The sequence below is a fragment of the Alteribacter natronophilus genome (genome assembly GCF_006007885.1).
In the GTDB taxonomy this organism is placed as follows: domain Bacteria; phylum Bacillota; class Bacilli; order Bacillales; family Salisediminibacteriaceae; genus Alteribacter; species Alteribacter natronophilus.
This window is the reverse complement of sequence record NZ_VCRO01000004.1, coordinates 90502-109238: the sequence shown is the minus strand read 5'-3', so window position 1 is coordinate 109238 and position 18737 is coordinate 90502. Positions and strand designations below refer to the sequence as shown.

At 51.2% G+C, this 18737-nt stretch carries 18 protein-coding genes; 11 read left to right on the top strand and 7 right to left on the bottom strand.

Annotated elements, in window-relative coordinates:
* Positions 1-50: 50 nt before the first annotated feature.
* Both FGB90_RS13330 and FGB90_RS13325 read right to left on the bottom strand, forming a co-directional pair.
* Complete coding sequence (locus FGB90_RS13330; RefSeq protein ID WP_138811342.1) at positions 51-716, bottom strand: hypothetical protein; 666 nt, start codon at positions 714-716, stop codon at positions 51-53.
* 183 nt (positions 717-899) lie between these two features.
* Positions 900-1499, bottom strand: a complete 600-nt coding sequence (locus FGB90_RS13325; protein ID WP_138811341.1) for a TetR/AcrR family transcriptional regulator — start codon at positions 1497-1499, stop codon at positions 900-902.
* 161 nt (positions 1500-1660) lie between these two features.
* On the opposite strand from FGB90_RS13325, the gene FGB90_RS13320 reads away from it, so the two are divergent.
* Positions 1661-2851 (top strand): M14 family metallopeptidase, encoded by a 1191-nt coding sequence (locus FGB90_RS13320; RefSeq protein WP_138811340.1) that lies wholly within the window; start codon positions 1661-1663, stop codon positions 2849-2851.
* Between the two features lie 28 nt (positions 2852-2879).
* Here FGB90_RS13320 and FGB90_RS13315 read toward each other — a convergent pair whose 3' ends face one another.
* The gene (locus tag FGB90_RS13315) at positions 2880-3398 is read right to left on the bottom strand and encodes a Panacea domain-containing protein (RefSeq protein ID WP_138811339.1); all 519 of its coding nucleotides are present in this window, start codon (positions 3396-3398) and stop codon (positions 2880-2882) included.
* An 847-nt stretch (positions 3399-4245) separates the two neighbouring features.
* Here FGB90_RS13315 and FGB90_RS13310 point away from each other — a divergent pair.
* Positions 4246-4506, top strand: a complete 261-nt coding sequence (locus FGB90_RS13310) for a hypothetical protein (protein ID WP_138811338.1) — start codon at positions 4246-4248, stop codon at positions 4504-4506.
* 56 nt (positions 4507-4562) lie between these two features.
* Here the strand turns inward: FGB90_RS13310 and FGB90_RS13305 are convergent, their stop codons facing one another.
* The gene (locus FGB90_RS13305; protein WP_138811337.1) at positions 4563-6242 is read right to left on the bottom strand and encodes a glycoside hydrolase family 13 protein; all 1680 of its coding nucleotides are present in this window, start codon (positions 6240-6242) and stop codon (positions 4563-4565) included.
* A gap of 165 nt (positions 6243-6407) precedes the next feature.
* Positions 6408-7994, bottom strand: a complete 1587-nt coding sequence (locus tag FGB90_RS13300; RefSeq protein ID WP_438502701.1) for a BCCT family transporter — start codon at positions 7992-7994, stop codon at positions 6408-6410.
* Positions 7995-8152: 158 nt separating this feature from the next.
* On the opposite strand from FGB90_RS13300, the gene FGB90_RS13295 reads away from it, so the two are divergent.
* A complete protein-coding gene (locus tag FGB90_RS13295) occupies positions 8153-8551 on the top strand; it encodes a hypothetical protein (RefSeq protein ID WP_138811335.1) in 399 nt (132 codons plus the stop codon).
* A 1-nt stretch (position 8552) separates the two neighbouring features.
* Here the strand turns inward: FGB90_RS13295 and FGB90_RS13290 are convergent, their stop codons facing one another.
* Complete coding sequence (locus tag FGB90_RS13290; protein WP_138811334.1) at positions 8553-9032, bottom strand: DUF456 domain-containing protein; 480 nt, start codon at positions 9030-9032, stop codon at positions 8553-8555.
* A 298-nt stretch (positions 9033-9330) separates the two neighbouring features.
* Between FGB90_RS13290 and nagA the strand changes: the two genes are divergently transcribed.
* The 8 genes from nagA to FGB90_RS13255 all read left to right on the top strand — a co-directional run bounded on the left by nagA (position 9331) and on the right by FGB90_RS13255 (position 17941).
* Positions 9331-10500: an N-acetylglucosamine-6-phosphate deacetylase gene (gene nagA, locus FGB90_RS13285; protein ID WP_138811333.1), complete on the top strand. Its 1170-nt coding sequence runs from the start codon at positions 9331-9333 to the stop codon at positions 10498-10500.
* Positions 10501-10516: 16 nt separating this feature from the next.
* Positions 10517-11254 carry a glucosamine-6-phosphate deaminase gene (gene nagB, locus FGB90_RS13280; protein ID WP_138811332.1) on the top strand — a complete coding sequence of 246 codons (738 nt, stop codon included), beginning with the start codon at positions 10517-10519 and terminating at the stop codon, positions 11252-11254.
* A gap of 419 nt (positions 11255-11673) precedes the next feature.
* Positions 11674-13047, top strand: a complete 1374-nt coding sequence (gene nagE, locus FGB90_RS13275) for an N-acetylglucosamine-specific PTS transporter subunit IIBC (RefSeq protein ID WP_138811331.1) — start codon at positions 11674-11676, stop codon at positions 13045-13047.
* Positions 13048-13112: 65 nt separating this feature from the next.
* Complete coding sequence (locus tag FGB90_RS13270; RefSeq protein WP_138811330.1) at positions 13113-14030, top strand: DUF7916 family protein; 918 nt, start codon at positions 13113-13115, stop codon at positions 14028-14030.
* Between the two features lie 69 nt (positions 14031-14099).
* Positions 14100-15215: a winged helix-turn-helix domain-containing protein gene (locus tag FGB90_RS13265; RefSeq protein WP_171051821.1), complete on the top strand. Its 1116-nt coding sequence runs from the start codon at positions 14100-14102 to the stop codon at positions 15213-15215.
* Between the two features lie 50 nt (positions 15216-15265).
* Positions 15266-16570: an MFS transporter gene (locus FGB90_RS13260; RefSeq protein WP_171051820.1), complete on the top strand. Its 1305-nt coding sequence runs from the start codon at positions 15266-15268 to the stop codon at positions 16568-16570.
* Positions 16571-16879: 309 nt separating this feature from the next.
* Positions 16880-17038 (top strand): hypothetical protein, encoded by a 159-nt coding sequence (locus tag FGB90_RS19995; RefSeq protein ID WP_246056182.1) that lies wholly within the window; start codon positions 16880-16882, stop codon positions 17036-17038.
* A 9-nt stretch (positions 17039-17047) separates the two neighbouring features.
* On the top strand, positions 17048-17941 hold the full coding sequence (locus FGB90_RS13255; RefSeq protein WP_281280054.1) for a sulfite oxidase: 894 nt from the start codon (positions 17048-17050) through the stop codon (positions 17939-17941).
* 89 nt (positions 17942-18030) lie between these two features.
* On the opposite strand, the gene FGB90_RS13250 is transcribed toward FGB90_RS13255, so the two are convergent.
* A complete protein-coding gene (locus FGB90_RS13250; protein WP_138811327.1) occupies positions 18031-18369 on the bottom strand; it encodes a hypothetical protein in 339 nt (112 codons plus the stop codon).
* Positions 18370-18737: the final 368 nt, after the last annotated feature.

The following is an 18737-nucleotide window of genomic DNA, read 5'->3' as shown; positions in this document are numbered from 1 at the left end:
ACAGCCCATGAGGCTATGCCTGGTTTTAATTTGTAAAGAATCAGATTGGGTCAGTGTTTCAGGAACATCGCCTTCAGAATCGTTTTCCAGGCGGGGTCTGTTTCCCTGTGCCTCCGCACTTCGTTCAGAAACGGAAAATCAGCAGGTGTTACTGCCATTTTCGCAAGGGGCCTTACCGGTTTGTCACTTACCCATTCATCCCGGATGCCACCCTGACGGAATGAATCCCGCGACAGGAAATAGATGGTGCCGTCTGTCCAGCACTCCCCCATCTCCTCGTTTACGGAGAAATAATAATACCGCATTATTCCTTTTTTTCCTGGCACCGTCAGGCACAGGTTTCTGATTGAGCCCTCGTATCCTTCCTTTTTTCTGACAGCAAAAAACAGGGACCAGATCCCGTCCGTTGCTGCAAAAACAGACTTTACCGGGCTGCCGGTAAACAGCGTACTTTCCCGCGGGATAAATTCATCGATCGTACTGCTGTTGGAGCCATGGACGACGATGTGTTTATTTTCAATCATGTAGTGAAGAAACTGCCAGACCGGATACTGACCGGTGTAGGTAAACGCATGGCCGCTTCCCGTGGCAATGAAACGTTCATATAGGCCTTCAAATTCCTCCACTGCTTCATACGGCAGGGAAAGTTCCCGTATTTTTAGAAAGTGAAGCCGGTCGAGCATCGATCTTTTCATTGTGCTGATGAAGTTTTTCATGAGTTTTCTCCCCTTTTTACCGTTTGCTGTTCCGGCTTGACTGTCTGCCTGCACTTACTGTTCTGTGTACTCGCACGGGCAAGTTTATTCTTGTCTGGCCGGCCGGGCCATCAGCATATTCTCAAGTATGCTATATACGATTGATCAATCAATCATTTATAAAATATGTAGAAAGACCGAACATTAATGCTTCGGTCCAAAAATCTGCATCACGTGCGGGACAAGTCTCTCCCACATGCTGCTTTCCGGCTCGTCTATGAGACTTAACCGCATTCCCATCAGAAGACTCGTGTAGACAGTCGCCACGTTGCCCGGATCCTGTTCATAAAGCACGCCTTTATTCTGACCGGATACAACAAGCTCCATCACTCTTTCTCTCAGCCTCTCATGAAATTCATCGAGCTCTTTGAAAGTGTCGGGAAACTTCCGGTAGTGGGTCAGCACCCGTGTGACCAGGTTTAAAAACTCGTTCATGCTCGCGTAGATACGGATGTGCTTTGACACCATCGTTTCCAGTTCTGCAAGCACGTCCTCTGCTTCAGGGTCGATCTCTTCAACCAGCTTTTCGAATTCCTTCAGCGGTTCTGTTACCGCACTGTGGAAAAGAGTTTCTTTGTTGTCGAAATACGTGAAGACACTACCGAAACTAACACCTGCTGCTTCGGCAATTTTTTTTACGGGCGTGCCTTCGTAGCCATATTCTGCAAAAAGTGTCGCAGCCGCAATCAGAATCTGTCGTCGTTTCCGCTGCATGTTCTGAATCTGCTCTTCTGACAGGGGCATCTTCATACCTCATTTCACAAATGATTGATCAATCAATCTTAACTATAAGTTTAATCAGCAGTTACGTTTTTGTAAACCCCCAACTCCCTTTCTGCCGCATAAATGCCCTCCCCTTCTCATATATAACCTTATGGAATTTTTCCGGAAGGCGGGATCTCACAATGAACATACGCGCACGGCGGGGCGACAGCTTCTGGTACTACAGCAGAATCTTCACTATTCCCCTCCCCCTTATTGAAGACTCCAACCCGGAAATTACTCCGGGTCAGCTTCAGATTGGCCAGGTGGTCCGGATTCCGGGCTACTACGTCAGTCTGTATACAATTCAGCGAGACGATTCGTTCTGGACGATTTCACAGCGCCTTGGAATCAGCCTTGATATGGTTCAGCTGTTAAACTCCAACATCAATCCTCTCAACCTTCAGATCGGCCAGGTAATCAACGTGCCGGTGCGCGTGGACAGTCCGGTCGTGGTTGGCCGGAGGGATTACGGCTTCAGCGCTATGATAAATGACATCCGAAGTCTCACTGAAATTTACCCGTTTCTTACCAGGCGGTCGATCGGCAGTTCGGTAATGGGAAAAGAACTTACGGAACTCCGCGTGGGACGTGGGGATAAGCTAGTGCATCACAACGGTTCGTTTCACGCCCACGAATGGATTACGACACCTGTTCTCATGCAGACGCTTAATGAGTACCTCCTTGCCCTCACCAATCAGCAGCCGATCCGCGGTCTTGCTATGCAGCCGCTTTATAACACAACTACCCTTTCCCTCGTACCCATGGTCAATCCCGATGGTGTTGATCTGCTCATTGAAGGCCTTCCTGACGAGGAGCCTTACCGTAGCGAGGTGCTGGAAATCAACCGCGACAGCACCGATTTTTCCGACTGGAAAGCGAACATTCGCGGCGTGGATTTGAACAACCAGTACCCTGCACTCTGGGAAGAGGAAGCGGAAAAGAAACCGAGCAGTCCTTCTCCACGGGATTTCCCCGGGTACGAGCCGCTCACTGAACCAGAGGCAATCGCCATGGCGGACCTTGCGGAGGAAAGCAATTTTGACAGGGTGCTCGCCTACCACACCCAGGGAAAAGTAATCTTCTGGGGCTTTCAGGGACTGGAACCTGAAGAAGCAGAGGCGATTGTAGAGGAATTCACCCGCGTCAGCGGCTTCCGCGAAGTGCAGTACGTGGACAGTTTCGCCGGCTACAAGGACTGGTTTATCCAGGAGTTTCAGCGTCCCGGCTTTACCGTGGAGCTCGGCCTTGGCGTCAATCCCCTGCCGATCGAGCAGTTCGATGAAATGTATGAGGAGAATCTGGGGATTTTTCTTGCGAGTCTGTATATGTGAAACATGATGGCGTTTTTTCCTGTTTCTTTCATGGGAGGGGGAGCCCCTCCTTTTTGTTTCGTTTTGTAAACTCTTCTATTAACAGGTCATGGGAGATTTCAGGCACGTCCTTCCACACTAAGGAAAGCGGCCACCGTTTTACTTTTTTCCTCGCTTCAATCCATGGTTTTTGTGAGCAGATTAAACGCTGCATAACGTGCGGATCGGCTTCATGGGCAATTTGGACTACGGCATTCAGTATGGCACGTTCCTCTTTTGAGAGTGCGGGAACGTCTTTCTTAGCAGTACGGGGCAACGGGTCACGTCCATACTTTATATAGGACTGAAGAACGCTTTGAACAAGGACCCCGAAATCCCTGGCTTCAATTGGATCTGAGAACAGCGGGCGGTTATGCAGTGCCAGGTGATAACCCTGGGCGAAATATAAGAGGTTCTGTAACCGCAGCAGGTTCATTCCTCGCGGAGAGGACAGCAGAACCCGGCTCACTTCAAGAGCCGTCTTTGTTTCTATTATTTCAGGTCTGAAACTGGCAGGATATCGCTTCATAATTTTCACCTCAGAAAATCCTATGTCCCTCCTCTTCCAGGTATGTTGGAACTTGGGGACTTCTTGTGTTTCCAATTCTCTGAAACAGAAGAACCCTCCCTGTGTATCACCTGTTGAGCTGTCTACTTTAAAAAGCCAGCCACAATTCTCTTGAAGTGTTCCGGTTCTTCAAAATGAGGGAAATGACTGTTCTCCAGTGTAAGGATCTCACTCTGCGCTGTTTCGTTCCCAAGGGAGACCCCTCCTTTTATGTTTAATAGGTCCCGGCAGTTTAGAGGTGCCTGTCACCTCCCATATAATTGTACTTCCTTTGAAAATTTCCGACACCGTTGGGGAAGTGACAGGCATGCAAAAAAATATATGTAAAAAGGGACGGCTCAAAAGCCGCATTACGTTCTGCAGCTTTTGAGCCGTCCCATGATTCAGTTTATTAGTAAAACCGAAACCTTTTTTATTCCTCAATAAACACTGCTGTAATATGAGGCAGCGTGATGTTGTGGCCTGCGGTGGATTCATAAGTATGGGAGCCTTCAACGATACCGTAAACTGTGACAATATCATCTTTCACAAATGGCGTAGGGCCTGGATACGTGACGTAGACGACTTCCGAAGAAGAATACCGTACGATCTTTCTCCTACTGCCAGACGAATAATCCCTACCCGATCATCCTCCATGATCTGAATAATCTCACCCTTAAAGGACGTGACCATTCCTTCATAAGGGCTCGTGTTTTATATTTCTTCAATATTTTTCTAACAATAGAACTTCAGTGTTTATCATGATCTAAATACAGGGAAGGGCTGATGTATAAGGAAAAAAAGGGGATAATTTCCAAAGGGGGTCAATATGGGTAAAACCATCGCCGGCGCCATTCTCATTCTCACCGCTGCCATCCTGTTTATGGGGCAGTACCTCAATGCCGCCATTCTGTCGAGCGCACAAATAGGCACTGCAGAGAACATGTCCTGGATTCTAATTAGTATGTCTGAATACATGCCGTACCCTGTATACCTCTCCCTTGCGGCCCTCATTGCAGGTGCCGGACTGATGGTCCGGGGAGCAGTTGAGGAAACACTGAAAGCACGTTCAGTGAAACGCGGAACATAAAAAGAAACGGATCCCCCGCTGCATTTTGTCTGCAGCAGAAGAACCGTCTCTTCGCTCTATTGTTCAAGTTTGTAAACCGCTGCCTCGAATGGTTTAAGTTCGAAGCTGTTTACGTCGCGGTCTGCGTCGTCTTCGTAGTTTCCGATCAGCTTCTGCGCGCCTTTTGCCTTCAGCTCCTCAGGCAGTTCGAACGCGGCAGGCTCAGCTGTCATGTTCGTTACAACGAGCGCTTTTTCCCCTTCCAGCGTGCGGGTGTAGGCGTAAATCTGCTGGTCATCTTCAAGAAGCACGTCGTAGGCGCCGTAAATCAGGACGTCATGGTCCCGGCGGATCCGGATCATATTATAATAGTAGGAATAGATCGAATCCGGGTCATCCTGCTGTGCAGCGACGTTTATGTCCCTGTAGTTCGGATTCACCTTCATCCACGGCTCGCCTGTCGTAAACCCGGCGTTGGCATCACTCGTCCACTGCATTGGCGTTCGGGAGTTATCCCGGCCGCGGCTCCAGATTACTTCCATGATTTCCTCGTGTGATTTACCCTCTTCCGTTTCATTCCGGTACAGGTTGTGGGCGTCGACATCGTCGTAATCGTTGATCGAGTCAAACTGGACGTTCGTCATGCCGATTTCCTGCCCCTGGTAAATAAACGGTGTCCCCTGCATGAAAAAGTACATTGTCGCAAGGGCCTTCGCCGACTCTTTCCAGTACTTTTCGTCATCCCCGAGGGTTGATACGGACCGGGGGATATCGTGGTTCTCGAGGAACAGGGCGTTCCAGCCGGTTCCTTCGAGCCCTTTCTGCCAGCGGGTAAACGATTCCTTGAACGCTTCAAGATCGAAACCGCCGTCTTCATCATGATCCTTGTTCCAGAGACCGAGGGACTCGAACTGGAAGATCATGTTGAATTTGCCCTCTTCCTCCCCGACCCACAGGTGGGCGTCATCGGTGGTTACGCCGTTTGCCTCGCCGACAGTCATGACATCGTATTTGTCGAGGGTTTCCTGCTTGAATTCAGTCAGAAATTCCTGAATACCCTCCTGGTTCATGTGGTGGTCAAAGGAAGGTACATATTTGCGTCCCTTCGGATTCGGCAGGTCCGGGAAGCCTGCTGTCTTTTTAATATGGGAGATGGCGTCCACCCGGAATCCGTCGATTCCTTTATCGAGCCACCAGTTCACCATATCGTAAAGCTCCCGGCGCACCTCCGGGTTTTCCCAGTTCAGGTCCGGCTGACCGGTGGCAAAAATGTGCATGTAGTACTGTCCTGTCTTTTCATCGTATTCCCAGGCGGAGCCGCCGAAAATGCTTTCCCAGTTGTTCGGCTCGGAGCCGTCTTCACTCGGGTCCGCCCAGATATAGTAATCACGCTTCGGGTTGTCTTTGCTGGAGCGGGACTCGATGAACCATTCGTGATCGGCGGACGTGTGATTGATCACAAGGTCCATAATCACTTTCATCCCCCGCTTATGGGCTTCCTCCAGAAGTTCATCGAAGTCGTCCATCGTGCCGAACTCGTCCATAATATCCTGATAATCGGAAATGTCGTATCCGTTGTCCTCGTTGGGCGACTTGTAAATCGGACAGATCCAGATCACGTCGATGCCGAATTCCTTCAGATAATCGAGCTTCGACATGATGCCCCTGATATCCCCGATTCCATCCCCGCTGCTGTCTTTAAAACTGCGCGGATAGACCTGATATACGACTGCTTCTTTCCACCATTTCCGTTCCATAATAATCCTCCGTCCTCTTGCTGAACCTCTATATATGCAATACAAATGATATTTTCTGTGAAACCGTTTGCACAATTATTATAACAGGCTACCGGAAGAATTGGTAGAGGAAAAACAAAAGAACCTTCCCCGTTTGAAGGAAGGTTCTCTCTTTCTTTATAAAACTTACGCATCCCGGCTCTGCTGCCGGCTGGCAGGCCTTGCTCCCCGAACGTTGTTTTCCCACGCCCGGTCTTCGTTTATCATCTTGAACGCCGCATAAATTGTCAGGAACTGGATCACAATGATCGGCAGCCCCATGAGTCCGGATACGACCTCAAGCGGAGCGAGGCCTCCGATTCTCATCAGAATCAGTGCGACCGTGGCAATAATGGCTGCCACCATGATCCGGAGAAAGCGGGACGGTTCGTATTTACTCATATCCTTCGTACTCGTGTACGCCGCAATCGTATAAGTGGTTGAATCAAGCGTTGTTGTAAGAAAGATCATCGCTATGACAGCAAACAATGAGATCGCAATCGCAGCCCATGGAAGCGAGGCAAGTATTTCAGGAATTGCTGCCATCTGATCCTGTGTCTGGACGAGATCCAGAACCGGCACGCTCCCAGTAAGGTGACGGTGCACCCCAAGGCCGCCCAGGACACCCGTTGCCACCCACGACAGCATCGTCGGTGCCAGCAGGTAAGTAAGAATCATCTCCTTGATCGTCCGCCCCTGGGAGATTTTCGCCGCAAAAATGCTGTGCAGCATCGCCCATGTGGCGCTGTAGGCAAACCAGAACACTGTGTTGCTCTGCATGTGGGACGCCTGCTCCATCCCGAGAGAATCCGTGTAAAGAGAGATATTGATGTAATTGGTTGTCAGGCTGGCAAGCGTTTCGGTGAAGTAATCCAGAATGAACACCCCGGGACCGGCGACCATAATAAAGAGGGCAAAACCGCCTGCAAGGTACATATTCAACTTACTGAGACGCTTAATCCCCCTGTCGATTCCCACATATGCACTGATGGAAAACAGCACGACCCACAGGATCGTAATAGCAAGTGTAAGGCCAAACGTTACCTCGATATTAAACAGGTGTGACAGATTGTACGTGACAATCGGTGTCCCAAGTCCGAGTGTCACGGCAGCGCCGGACAAAATACTTATTAGAAAAATCATATCCAGAAACCGTCCCCCGGCGCCGTCCGTAAACCTGTCCCCGAAAATACAGCGGCATGCTTCCGAGATCCGCATAAGCGGCCTTTTTCTCACGTGGAGAATATAGCCCATTGCAGGAGCCGCCATGACAAATATGGCGAACACCTGAAAGCTCCACATGAACATGCTGTAGGCGTTTCCCATGAGCAGTGCGTCGGTGGAACCGGCCTCCATACCGAACGGAGGATCGTTTGCCACCGAGGTCCACTCCAGCATTCCGGTCCGCATAATCGTCGACCCCACGCCCATGGCAATCAGAATCGACGCATATTCAAACAGCGTAAACCGTGGCTTTTCATTGGGGTCTCCGAGCACAACCTGGCCGTACTTTGAGAATGAAAGATAAAGCCCGGCTCCAAGTAAAATAATCGCATACCAGATGTACCCCCAGCTGAACACTTCCACAATCGTATCGAAAGTGCCTTCAAGCAGCGTCATAGCCTGTTCTTCATAAAGGGAAAAAGGGATACTGATCGCAATAATCACCAGAAGTGACGGTACAAAAATCCGGTAATCAATCAGCCTCCCCTGATCATTGTTCTTCTTGCTCACTGCAGACCCTCCTGTTTCCAATACCATAAAATAAAAATAGAATTCCTACCGGCTATTTCCTTTTATATGGAATTCAAAACTATCTTTTAAGGTTTGAGGAGGATTTGTGCTTAAAGTCCCGAAAAGTTCTTCATCTGACCTTTCAGGAGGAATGGGGCATGGGATCTGGCGTGGGCATCAGATGCAGGAATGAAGACTGTGCATATCAGGAAGAGTTTCTTGAGGGGGTCGGCGGCGAATACATGGTCCCGCCCTTAATTCCAGGGCTTCACTATAAAACGAGAGCCAGGCTGGAAAAAAAGCTTAAACATCAGACCATGAAGAGTTTTGATGCTTCACAGGCCATTTATCACTGCCTCAGCTGCGGTAATCTTTTTGGCCGTCCGTCTGTTTATATTCACTTTGAGGAGGGTGATACGTTCACTTACCCTACGCGCTGCAGCCGCTGCCGGAACAGCCGGATCAAAAAAGCAGGTGTGAAAAACCTGGAGGGAACGCCCTGCCCGGATTGTAAACAGAAGTCCCTCCACATCACGCATCACATTCTCTGGGATTAGATTATCTGAACCACACATCCCAGAAGAAAATCAGAATGATGATCACCTGGATGATGAATTTTGCTGCAGTGCTGCTTAAGAAAGCGAACACGGTGCCGGTTCCGATTTTCAGTGCGGAGCGGGCATTTTTTGTCTGGAGGTATTCGGTGAGCACCACGAGCACAAACGGCACCACGATGATTCCGAACGGCGGAATGACGAATACTCCCGCAATGATACCGATAATCGCCATCCTTCCGCCCCATTTCGAACCGCCCGACTTGGTCACGAAGACGTAGTTGGCCACAAAATCGGCGACGAAAATGAACACGGTAAGGACGATGAGACTCAGCCACGACCACGTGCCGAGCCCATCCATAATGAAATGGTACGTGAGAAAGCCGAGCCAGATCATAAGAATTCCCGGGATGACCGGATAGATGAGGCCGACGAAACTGAGTATAAAAAAGGCTGCAATAACGATCCACATTAAAATATCCATAATGACTCCTTTAAATCCTGTTTTGCTTCTACACGCCTTCTACCCTTTTTATCTTATCCTAAAGCAGACAGTAATGTAAGGAATCCACGATTTCACGACTGCCCTTAACAGAAGTTCATTTTAAGGCTTAGTCCCTCCGTATGGGAACAGGCTGACCACTGTGGGCAGAAGGTATGATTTCATCAGCCCATTGGGAAATACTAAGTTTCGTGAAGGATGTTACATTAAGGGGAAAGAAGACTGTTTCGGAGATTTCACCGCTATTCTCCAAAAAAGACAGCTGACTGGAGCTGAAAATATGAAACATCGTTTCCTTTTTAAAGGATGCCGGCTGATTTCCGGCAAAGAAACCTTAACAGATCCGTACATCGAAACAGAGGACGGGCAGATCACCTTTGCAGGCTCCCGGGAAGCCCGCCATTCTTCGGAAGGTATGGAGGTTTTTGAGTGTCCCGAAGGTTCCATGCTTGTGCCCGGTTTTATTGACGTACATATTCACGGCACGCACCGTGCTGACGTTATGGATGCAGAAGACTGGACGCTCCCGGTGATGGCGGAAAAGCTGCCGGAAGAGGGCACAACTGCTTTTCTGGCCACCACCCTGACTCAGAGCACCGAAGCAAAAATGCAAGCCCTTCAAAACGCTGCTGCTTTTTACAAAAAACAGAATCAAAGCGCAGGCGCTGCACTTCTCGGTGTCCACCTTGAAGGCCCTTTTATCTCGGAAAAACGGGCCGGCGCCCAGCCCCGGGCCCATATCGCCGATCCGGACCCGGAGCTGTTCGATAAATTTATGGAAGCATCAGATCACCTCATTAAGCTGGTGACGCTTGCGCCGGAAAAAGCCCCTTCCTTCGTGGCTCACGTAAAAAGCCGGGGCGCGGTCCCCTCCATCGGCCACTCTGATGCTACATACAGCGAGGCAGCAGAGGCAATTGAATATGGCCTCTGCCACGCGACGCACCTTTTTAACGGCATGAGAGGCATTCACCACAGAGATCCCGGCGTGGCAGGTGCCGTTTTTCTTCACGATGAACTGAAGGCTGAACTGATTACCGATGGAATTCACGTAAGCCCTGAAATAGTCCGGCTTACCTATCTGAACAAAGGTGCAGACGGCATCGTTATTATTACCGATGCCATGCGTGCCAAAGGGCTGCCAGCGGGAAGCTATGACCTCGGCGGTCAGGAAGTGTCCGTAAACAGCGACCGGGCTGAACTTGAAGACGGCACACTTGCCGGAAGCGTGCTGAAAATGAATGACGCCGTAAAAAATATGATTACCTTTACAGGCTGCAGCGTCGAGGAAGCTGTGCAGATGGCGACGATGAACCCTGCAAGGCAGCTTGGAATTGAAGACCGTAAAGGCAGTATTGCCCCGGGGAAAGATGCGGATCTCGTTGTCCTCGACAGGGATTTTACAGTCCTGCATACATTCTGCACCGGAGAACTCGTTTTTTCCCGCTAAAGGAGCTGAACACAACGTGAACATCATCAGAGTGAAAAACTATGAGGAAATGAGTCTGAGGGCAGCGGAACTGCTGCTGAAAAGACTGAAAGATCCTGAAACTGACGTGATTGGTCTCGCCACCGGCGGTACCCCAAAAGGGATGTACCGGGAACTGATCCGCCTCTCCCGAGAAAATAACGTATCTTTTAAAAATGTCCATACGGTTAACCTCGACGAGTACGTCGGCCTGGCGCACGATGATCCGAACAGTTATCACACCTATATGGCCCGGTACCTGTTTGATCACATCGATATTCCCAAAGAGAACACCCACCTCCCTGACGGCACAGCCAAAGATCTGGAACGGGAGTGTGCCCGTTACGAAGAGATGATCAAGGAGCTCAGGGAAATTAACGTCCAGCTGCTCGGAATCGGGGAAAACGGCCATATCGGCTTTAACGAACCGGGGACCCCTTTTCACTCAAGAACACAGGTGATCGCCCTTGCTCCGTCCACACGGGAAGCGAATGCCCGCTATTTTAACAGTATGGATGACGTTCCCACCCACGCCATAACGATGGGGATTGACACGATTATGGACAGTCTTGAAATCGTCCTTCTCGCCTCAGGAACGAATAAAGCTGAAGCTCTCAGAGCGCTGGTCGACGGGGACGACGTGACCGAGGAGGTTCCGGCGACAGTGCTTAAAAATCACCCGAACCTGACTGTAATCGCCGATGACGATGCTCTTTCAAAAGTGACGTCCCTTTAAATCGGTCTGCAGTAAAACTCAGGGCTGCTTCTAAAAGCTGCTGACCGGAGAGAGTGAGGATAAAACTCCTCTCCTTTCATTTTGTTGATTCAGGTCACTCAGACGACGGGTCTGTGTACATGCAACTAAAACTTAGGCTCCGTTAATCCTAAATGTAGATTTTTAAAAGTTGATTGGAGCGAACGCGCGACACTCCTGCGGGAACAGCAAAGAACATCTGCTTCACGAGTATGCTGTGATCTGCTTCGACGCAGGCTGCTTCGGAGCTTTTCCTGCAGAGAAAGAAGCACCGACGGAAGACCCCGCAGGGCGGTTTTCCCGAGGAGGCTGCAGTGGTGCCCGCGGAAAGGGAGCGAAGTAAGCGAAAATCAACAACAGCCTTTAACAGAGCCAAAACTCAAACTCAGGAGGTTTTTACTATGCTTGGTTTTTTACAGCGGATCGGTAAAGCACTTATGCTGCCCATTGCCGTCCTTCCTGCAGCAGGACTGCTCCTTAGACTGGGGCAGGACGACCTGCTCAATATTCCGTTTATGATGGAAGCCGGGGATGCTATTTTCGGCAACCTGCCGCTTCTTTTTGCCATCGGGGTCGCCATCGGTCTCGCCAGGGATAACAACGGGGCTGCGGGGCTTGCCGGAGCCATCGGGTTCTTTGTTCTGAATGCCGGCGCAGAAACGATCAATCCGGACATCGACATGTCCTTCCTCGGCGGACTGATTACCGGTGTGATAGCAGGACTGCTCTACAACCGCTATCACGATATCCAGCTTCCGGACTGGCTCGGCTTCTTCAGCGGCAGGCGGTTCGTGCCGATTGTCACCGCTTTTGCCATGCTGATTCTCGCCTTTATTGCCGGGTACGCCTGGCCGCCTGTTCAGGAAGGGATCGATAACATCGGCCAGTGGATTATCGACATGGGCGCTGCCGGGGCTGGTATTTACGGGTTCCTCAACCGTCTGCTTATTCCAATCGGGCTTCACCACGTCCTGAACAGCCTTGTGTGGTTCGAGTTTGGCAGCTACGAAGGCGCCACAGGGGACCTGCACCGCTTCTTTGCGGGTGACCCGACAGCAGGCGTCTATATGGCCGGTTTCTTCCCGATCATGATGTTCGGTCTGCCGGCTGCATGTCTGGCCATGATCCTCGCATCCAAGCGTCATCGCAGAAAAGCTACAGCAGGGATGCTGATCAGTCTGGCCCTGACATCGTTTCTTACAGGAATCACAGAACCGATCGAGTTCTCCTTTATGTTCCTTTCTCCGGTTCTGTACGTAGTTCACGCTGTTCTTACAGCTTCGTCACTCTTTATAACGAATGCACTCGGCATCCTGCACGGCTTTGCTTTCTCGGCAGGTGCCATCGATTACTTCCTGAATTTCGGCATCGCCACCCAGCCGCTTCTGCTGGCAGGTGTCGGTCTCGTGTACGCGGCCATTTACTTTGTGGTGTTTTATTTCCTCATCGTTAAGCTCAACCTGAAAACGCCGGGACGTGAGGACGAAGAGGACGAGGAGGATCTCGCCAAACAGGAAGGTCATTCAAAAGAAGACAAGTACGAGCATATGGCAGAAGACTACCTCAAAGCTCTTGGCGGAAAAGAGAATATCGCCTCTCTTGATAACTGTGTCACCCGCCTGAGACTGAAGATGAACGATATGAGTAAAGTAAATGAAAACGAGCTGAAAAAAGCAGGCGCCAAAGGGGTCATTAAACTGAACAGTACCGACCTTCAGGTGATCGTCGGAACGAACGTGGAATTCGTCGCAACTGCGATGAAGCGGAGAATGTAACTTCCCGAGCTGCGGCCTTGTGCCGCAGCTTGATTTATACTGCAGGAAAAAGGAGCTGTTTTTTGATGAAACGTTTACTGGACTGTAAAGCTTCGGACTTTCAGGAGATCACAGGAAGTGACCTGAAACAGGCGATTCGGGCATCGGAAGGCCGAACCGTTCTATCGGAGATCGTCGCCCCGGCACCGCCTCTGTTCGGCAACGTAACAAATGGGGAACTTGCGTGTGCATTCGGTGCCGATCTGCTGCTTCTGAACCTTCTGGATCTGTCGGAGCCGGTTATTGCCGGACTGGAAGAGACCCGCCCCGAAGACAGGATACGTGAGTTCAAAGCCCTCACCGGGCGCCCTGTCGGCATCAATCTGGAGCCTGTCGACAAAGAAAGCCGTCCCCTTGAAGAGCTGGAGCCGATCAGTGAAGGAAGAACCTCTTCAGAAGAGACTGTCAGAAAAGCTGTGGAGTACGGCGCTGATTTTGTGTGCCTCACCGGCAACCCAAAAACCGGTGTGACGAACAGGGAAATTATTAAAGCTGCCCGCCTTGTCCGCGAAACTGCAGGTGACAGCCTTCTGATTATGGCCGGGAAAATGCACAGTTCAGGTGTGGCCGGTGAGGAAGGAGGAAAAATCTATTCTCCTGATATCCTTTCAGGACTCATTGAGGCGGGGACTGACGTGATCCTCCTCCCGTCTCCCGGCACGGTGCCCGGCGTAACGCTGGAACAGACCCAGAAAGACGCTGCACTGATCAGGGAACACGGTGCCCTCTCCATGCTCACGATCGGGACATCCCAGGAAGGGGCGGACGAATCAACCATACGGCAGATTGCCCTTCAGAACAAAATGGCGGGAGCCGACATTCATCATATCGGCGACGCCGGCTATACAGGCATTGCCGTACCGGAAAACATTATGGCCATGAGTGTCGCGATCCGCGGACGCCGCCATACGTATGTAAGAATGGCCTCTTCCCTGAAAAGATAAAACCGCTATGCTCCCGGTTCCCAATCATGCATAATGATTATAGAAGGAACTTTCCAGGAGGTGGTGGCAATGCAGTTTTCCAATTCGGATTATACCGTGATTGTGGACGGGGTAACCGTCTCTTTAAGGCGAAAGGAATACTACCTTCTGGCCCATTTATACCGGCATGCCGGCCGGACCTTTTCCCGCGATGCCCTGCTCGATGCTGTCTGGCCGCTGGAAGCTCCGACGGACCGGACGGTGGATGACCACATTTACCGGCTCAGGCAGAAACTGAAGCCGTTCAGCGATACTGTGCAAATCCGGACGGTGAAAGGGCTCGGCTACTCTCTCGTGCTGAAGGAAGAGAGTCCCGCTCCGTTTCCGGAAGAGCTTTCCCGCCAGACCGGCCAGCTGTTTAACATGTACTACAAGTACGGACAGGGAAAAGCGCTCAAAGAGCTTCTGAACAGCCGGGAGCTCGGCTCGGCCTTTACCAGACAGCACCGGCTTGTGGGATTCCTGTTAAACAGTGACTTTACCACGCTGCTTGAGCAGGCAGAACAAGACGAGTTCACCTTCCTCCCTCTTTTTCTCTACAGTCATTTGGAAGAGGACGCCGATGCGGCGATTGACCTGATTGAACGTACTCTCGAGAAGAAAGCTTCCCTGGATGAAGTCGAGGCTATGGATCTTCGGTATTTCACCCTGCCGCTTCTGTATTTGAGGGCGGGAAAACCGGACCCGGCCATGAAATTGGTGAAGGCAGGCCTCGAGAAGGCGGATTCGGAGGACCACAGCTTTTATCCGCTGCTCCGGATCATGAAGGCTGCGGTCCTCTTCTACAACGGAGAGACATCTCTGTTTACAGAAGAACTTGCCTGCGTCAGCAGCCTGCTCGAAACCCGTCCCTACATGCGGGAAAAAGCCGCCCTGATGCTGCTTGACGGCATCGGAGAAACGGCGGCAGGCCGTGTGAAAGAGGGGAAAGCGCGGATCGATGAATCACTCGAGGTGATCCGCCGCTCAGGCCACACCTACTACAACCTGTTTCTGTTCCAGCTGATTGACCTGCTTCTGCCAAGAGCCGGGGCAACGGCCGGAACGGTCCGTTACTTCAGGAAAAAGAAAGACGATTACTACGGATCTGCCCACCTGAATGAACTTAAAACCGAAATAAAAAAACGCGCGGAGTTTTTCCTCTGATACTGGTCTGACATTGGCGTTATACACTTGCATTAAGGCAGGTGATGACGATGGTGCAGACAAATCCGCCATCCATTTGGACAAATAGAAACTATGTAAAGCTGTTCACTTCGTATTCCATTTCAACACTCGGTCAGTTTTTTGATATGATTGCCGTTTTCCTCATTTTCAGCTACGTATGGCAGGCCGAACCGTGGATGATCGCCCTCATCCCGGTCGTTTACGCCCTGCCCCATGCTCTATTCAGCCAGTTTGCAGGTATTCTGGTTGACCGGTATCACAAAGTGACAATCATGCTCACAGCGGATGTTGTCACAGCACTCCTGACCGTGGCTCTGATTTTCACGGCAGACCCCTGGGCCGCACTCCTTGTAATTCTCGCACGTTCCACAGCGACGATCGTCCACTTCCCCGCCCAGCAGGCAATCATCCGTCAGGTAGTGGACCCGGATCATGTCCTGAAAGCGGTGACGCTTAACGGGACGGTCAATCAGCTATCAAAAATCATCGGTCCGTTTCTCGGTGCCTCCCTCGCTGCAGCATTTGCTCCCCAGGTGAGCTTTGCGGTCTATGCAGTGGCTCTCGTGATTTCAGCCGTAATTCTCGTGAGACTCCGCCACCTCGATACAGCCGGCGGCTCGGTTTCCGAAGAGCCCCGTGAACCGTTCTGGCAGACTTGGCGCAGCGGGTGGCAGATCCTTTTTTCCTCAAAATTGATGTTTGTAAGCTTTGCTTTTTCCCTGGCTGCATTTACGGCGATCCAGCTCGTGGACGCACAGTTCGGTGTGCTGTTTCGTGAAGTTTACCCGGCCAGACAGGAAGTGCTCGGCTGGGCCATGGCCGCCTCGGGGCTCGGTGCCGTTGTAATTATTATGGTGATGAACAGGCTCCGGGAGCTGAAGCGGTACGGATTGTACCTCGGAACTTCTGTAGCTCTGATCGGCGCAGGCTTTGCGGCCGTCGGGTTTCTCTCCCGGGGAATCCCCCTGTTCTGGCCTGTGGCCGCCTGTTTTGCCGTCGGTGTCGGAGCCGGAATTTTCAGCGTCATCTACAGCTACATTCTTCAAAAAGAGAGTCCTGAGGGAAAAGTCGGCCAGATGTCCGGTATGTTCAACTCCCTCACCGGCGTGATTCTTCTCGCTGCTCCAATTGCCGGCGGAATCCTCGTCCAGTGGTTCGGTGTGTTCGGGGTTTACCAGTTGGTCGGTCTGACGGTGCTTGGAATCGGATTGTTCGGGATTGTGTTTCAGAGGCTGCTCTGGGGGAAACCAACGGACGGCGAGTCCGGCGAGCCTGCTGCAGCGAAGGTAAGGGCAGGGTCCCGTGATAAAAAAGAAGAGGCCGGGGTGTCGTAATGTTTTATTTCGGCTGGGGCGGCACTCTTTTTGTTCAGGGTGGTTCATCCAGCAATTAGAGCGATTAGAAAGAGCATTAGAGCGATTAATCTATCACTTAAAGCGATTAGCAAGTGCATTAGAGCGATTAATCTATCACTTAAAGCGATTAGCAGTAAAAGTGATGAATTTGAATATTGATCTCCATATAAAATCAGCTTCAGTCAGTTTTAACTGTCATCCTTTCAGGCGGCCGTGGTTTCAATGTCATGAGGACCGGCATCGGGTTCATATACTGGTTTCATGACTTTACCGGAGGTGGCGATCCTCATGAGCACGCCGTCTGTCAGACCTTTTCTTACCACCCGCGGCCTTGTACCCGAAAACCAGGAAAGCCCGGTTCACTACATTACACCGGGAGTGACCGAACCGCGGTTTCATTTCAGGCGCAATCATTTTCCTTACCCTTCCCTCTCTCCTCTCCGTTAATGGATTCAGGTGAACGGCCACGTGGAAAACCCGCGCTGGTTTTCCCTTCAGGACCTCTACTCCCTTCCTGCGGTTACAGTGCCTGCACTGCTGGAATGTGCGGGGAACAAGCGGAAACTCTTTGAACCGGAAGTTTACGGAGAGCAGTGGGAAAAAGGCGCAATCAGCCAGGGGTACTGGACCGGCGTCCGTCTGAAGACACTCCTTGAGGTGACCGGCATAAAAGCAGGGGCAGCCGAAGTGGTAACCGAGGGCATGGACCGGGGAAAAAAGCCCGGCACAGAGGGAACCGTTTCCTTTGTCCGTTCTCTTCCACTTGAAAAAGCGCTGCACGAGGATACGATCATCGCCTACGCTCACAATAACCAGCCGATTCCCTTTAAATTGGGCTATCCCCTCCGCCTCATCGTGCCGGGATGGTACGCCATGGCTTCCGTTAAATGGCTCCGACAGATCCGCGTTTCCGAAGAGCCGTTCACCGGACCGTTTCAGACGGAGGATTATGTGTATTATCCTGAGAAAGACAGCGATGAGGGGGCATTTCCCGTAACGGAAATCAAAACGGACAGCTCGATTTTACAGCCTGTGCAAAGAGACATTCTGCCGTCTGGAACGCACACCATCGAGGGCATTGCCTGGAGCAGTACCGGCGGCATTGACCGTGTCGAAGTGAGTACAGACGGCGGTTCTTCCTGGTCTGAAGCAGAGCACAATCCGGATCAGGAGGGATACCACTGGACGCGCTGGAGTCTCGAGTGGCCGGATGTTCAGCCGGGAGAGTACACGATCCTGTCGAAGGCCGTGGATGCTTCAGGCGGAACACAGCCTGAAACAGCGTTCTGGAACCGGAATGGCTACGGATACAACGCAGTGGACCGGGTGGAAGTCAAAGTGAAGGAGTAGCAGCACACAGAGGGGATTTTCCGCTGCTTCCATTACACATACAAAAGCTCCCGGCATCAGCAGCCGGGAGCCTTTTTGAAAACAGTTCTTTATTTATCAATCACATCAACCGGGCCGTGATCGTCGATGTGATCGCCGTGTACATGGTGCAGACGGCCGTTTACAAGGTAGTCGTAATGATCGCCGTGGGGCACAAGTTCGTGACCGCAGTCCTCATTGTGATCACACGCTGATTCCACCGGTGTACATGAATCCGGATTCTTTTCGGTTACTTCAATTTTACACTCATCCCAATGGTCCTCGTGTTTGTGATGAAGATGCCCGTCGTGAATATAGTCGATATGGTCCCCGTGCTTAATTTTCGTATGCCCGCAGGAAAGCGAATGTTCGTGCTGATGGTTGCTGTGGGTGTCGTGGTTACTGCTCATCGGTCGAATCTCCTCCTTTTAGGATGGTGTGCCTTAGTGTATCCGATCCGATTCAGGCTTATAACCTGAATGCACCGGCCATTAAAAAAGACTGTGTTCGTACAGATGTTGTTTTTCACCAAAATTAATTATACAGCGAAAGGCGGTGACTCCAGCGGGAATAGCATCAGGTGAAGACCCCGCAGGGACGAGCGTTTACATCGTGAGTTTGCTTCGAGCTGCTTCGACACAGGTGCTCCGGAGCGATTCGGGCAGAGGAAGAAGCATGGTAACTACTCTGCTGGCTGAAGCGATGCCCGCGGCATAGAAGACACCGTGAAGCATGAACGGATGTCGCACTTGTGCCTGTGGTGAAAGCGTCCGCCTGC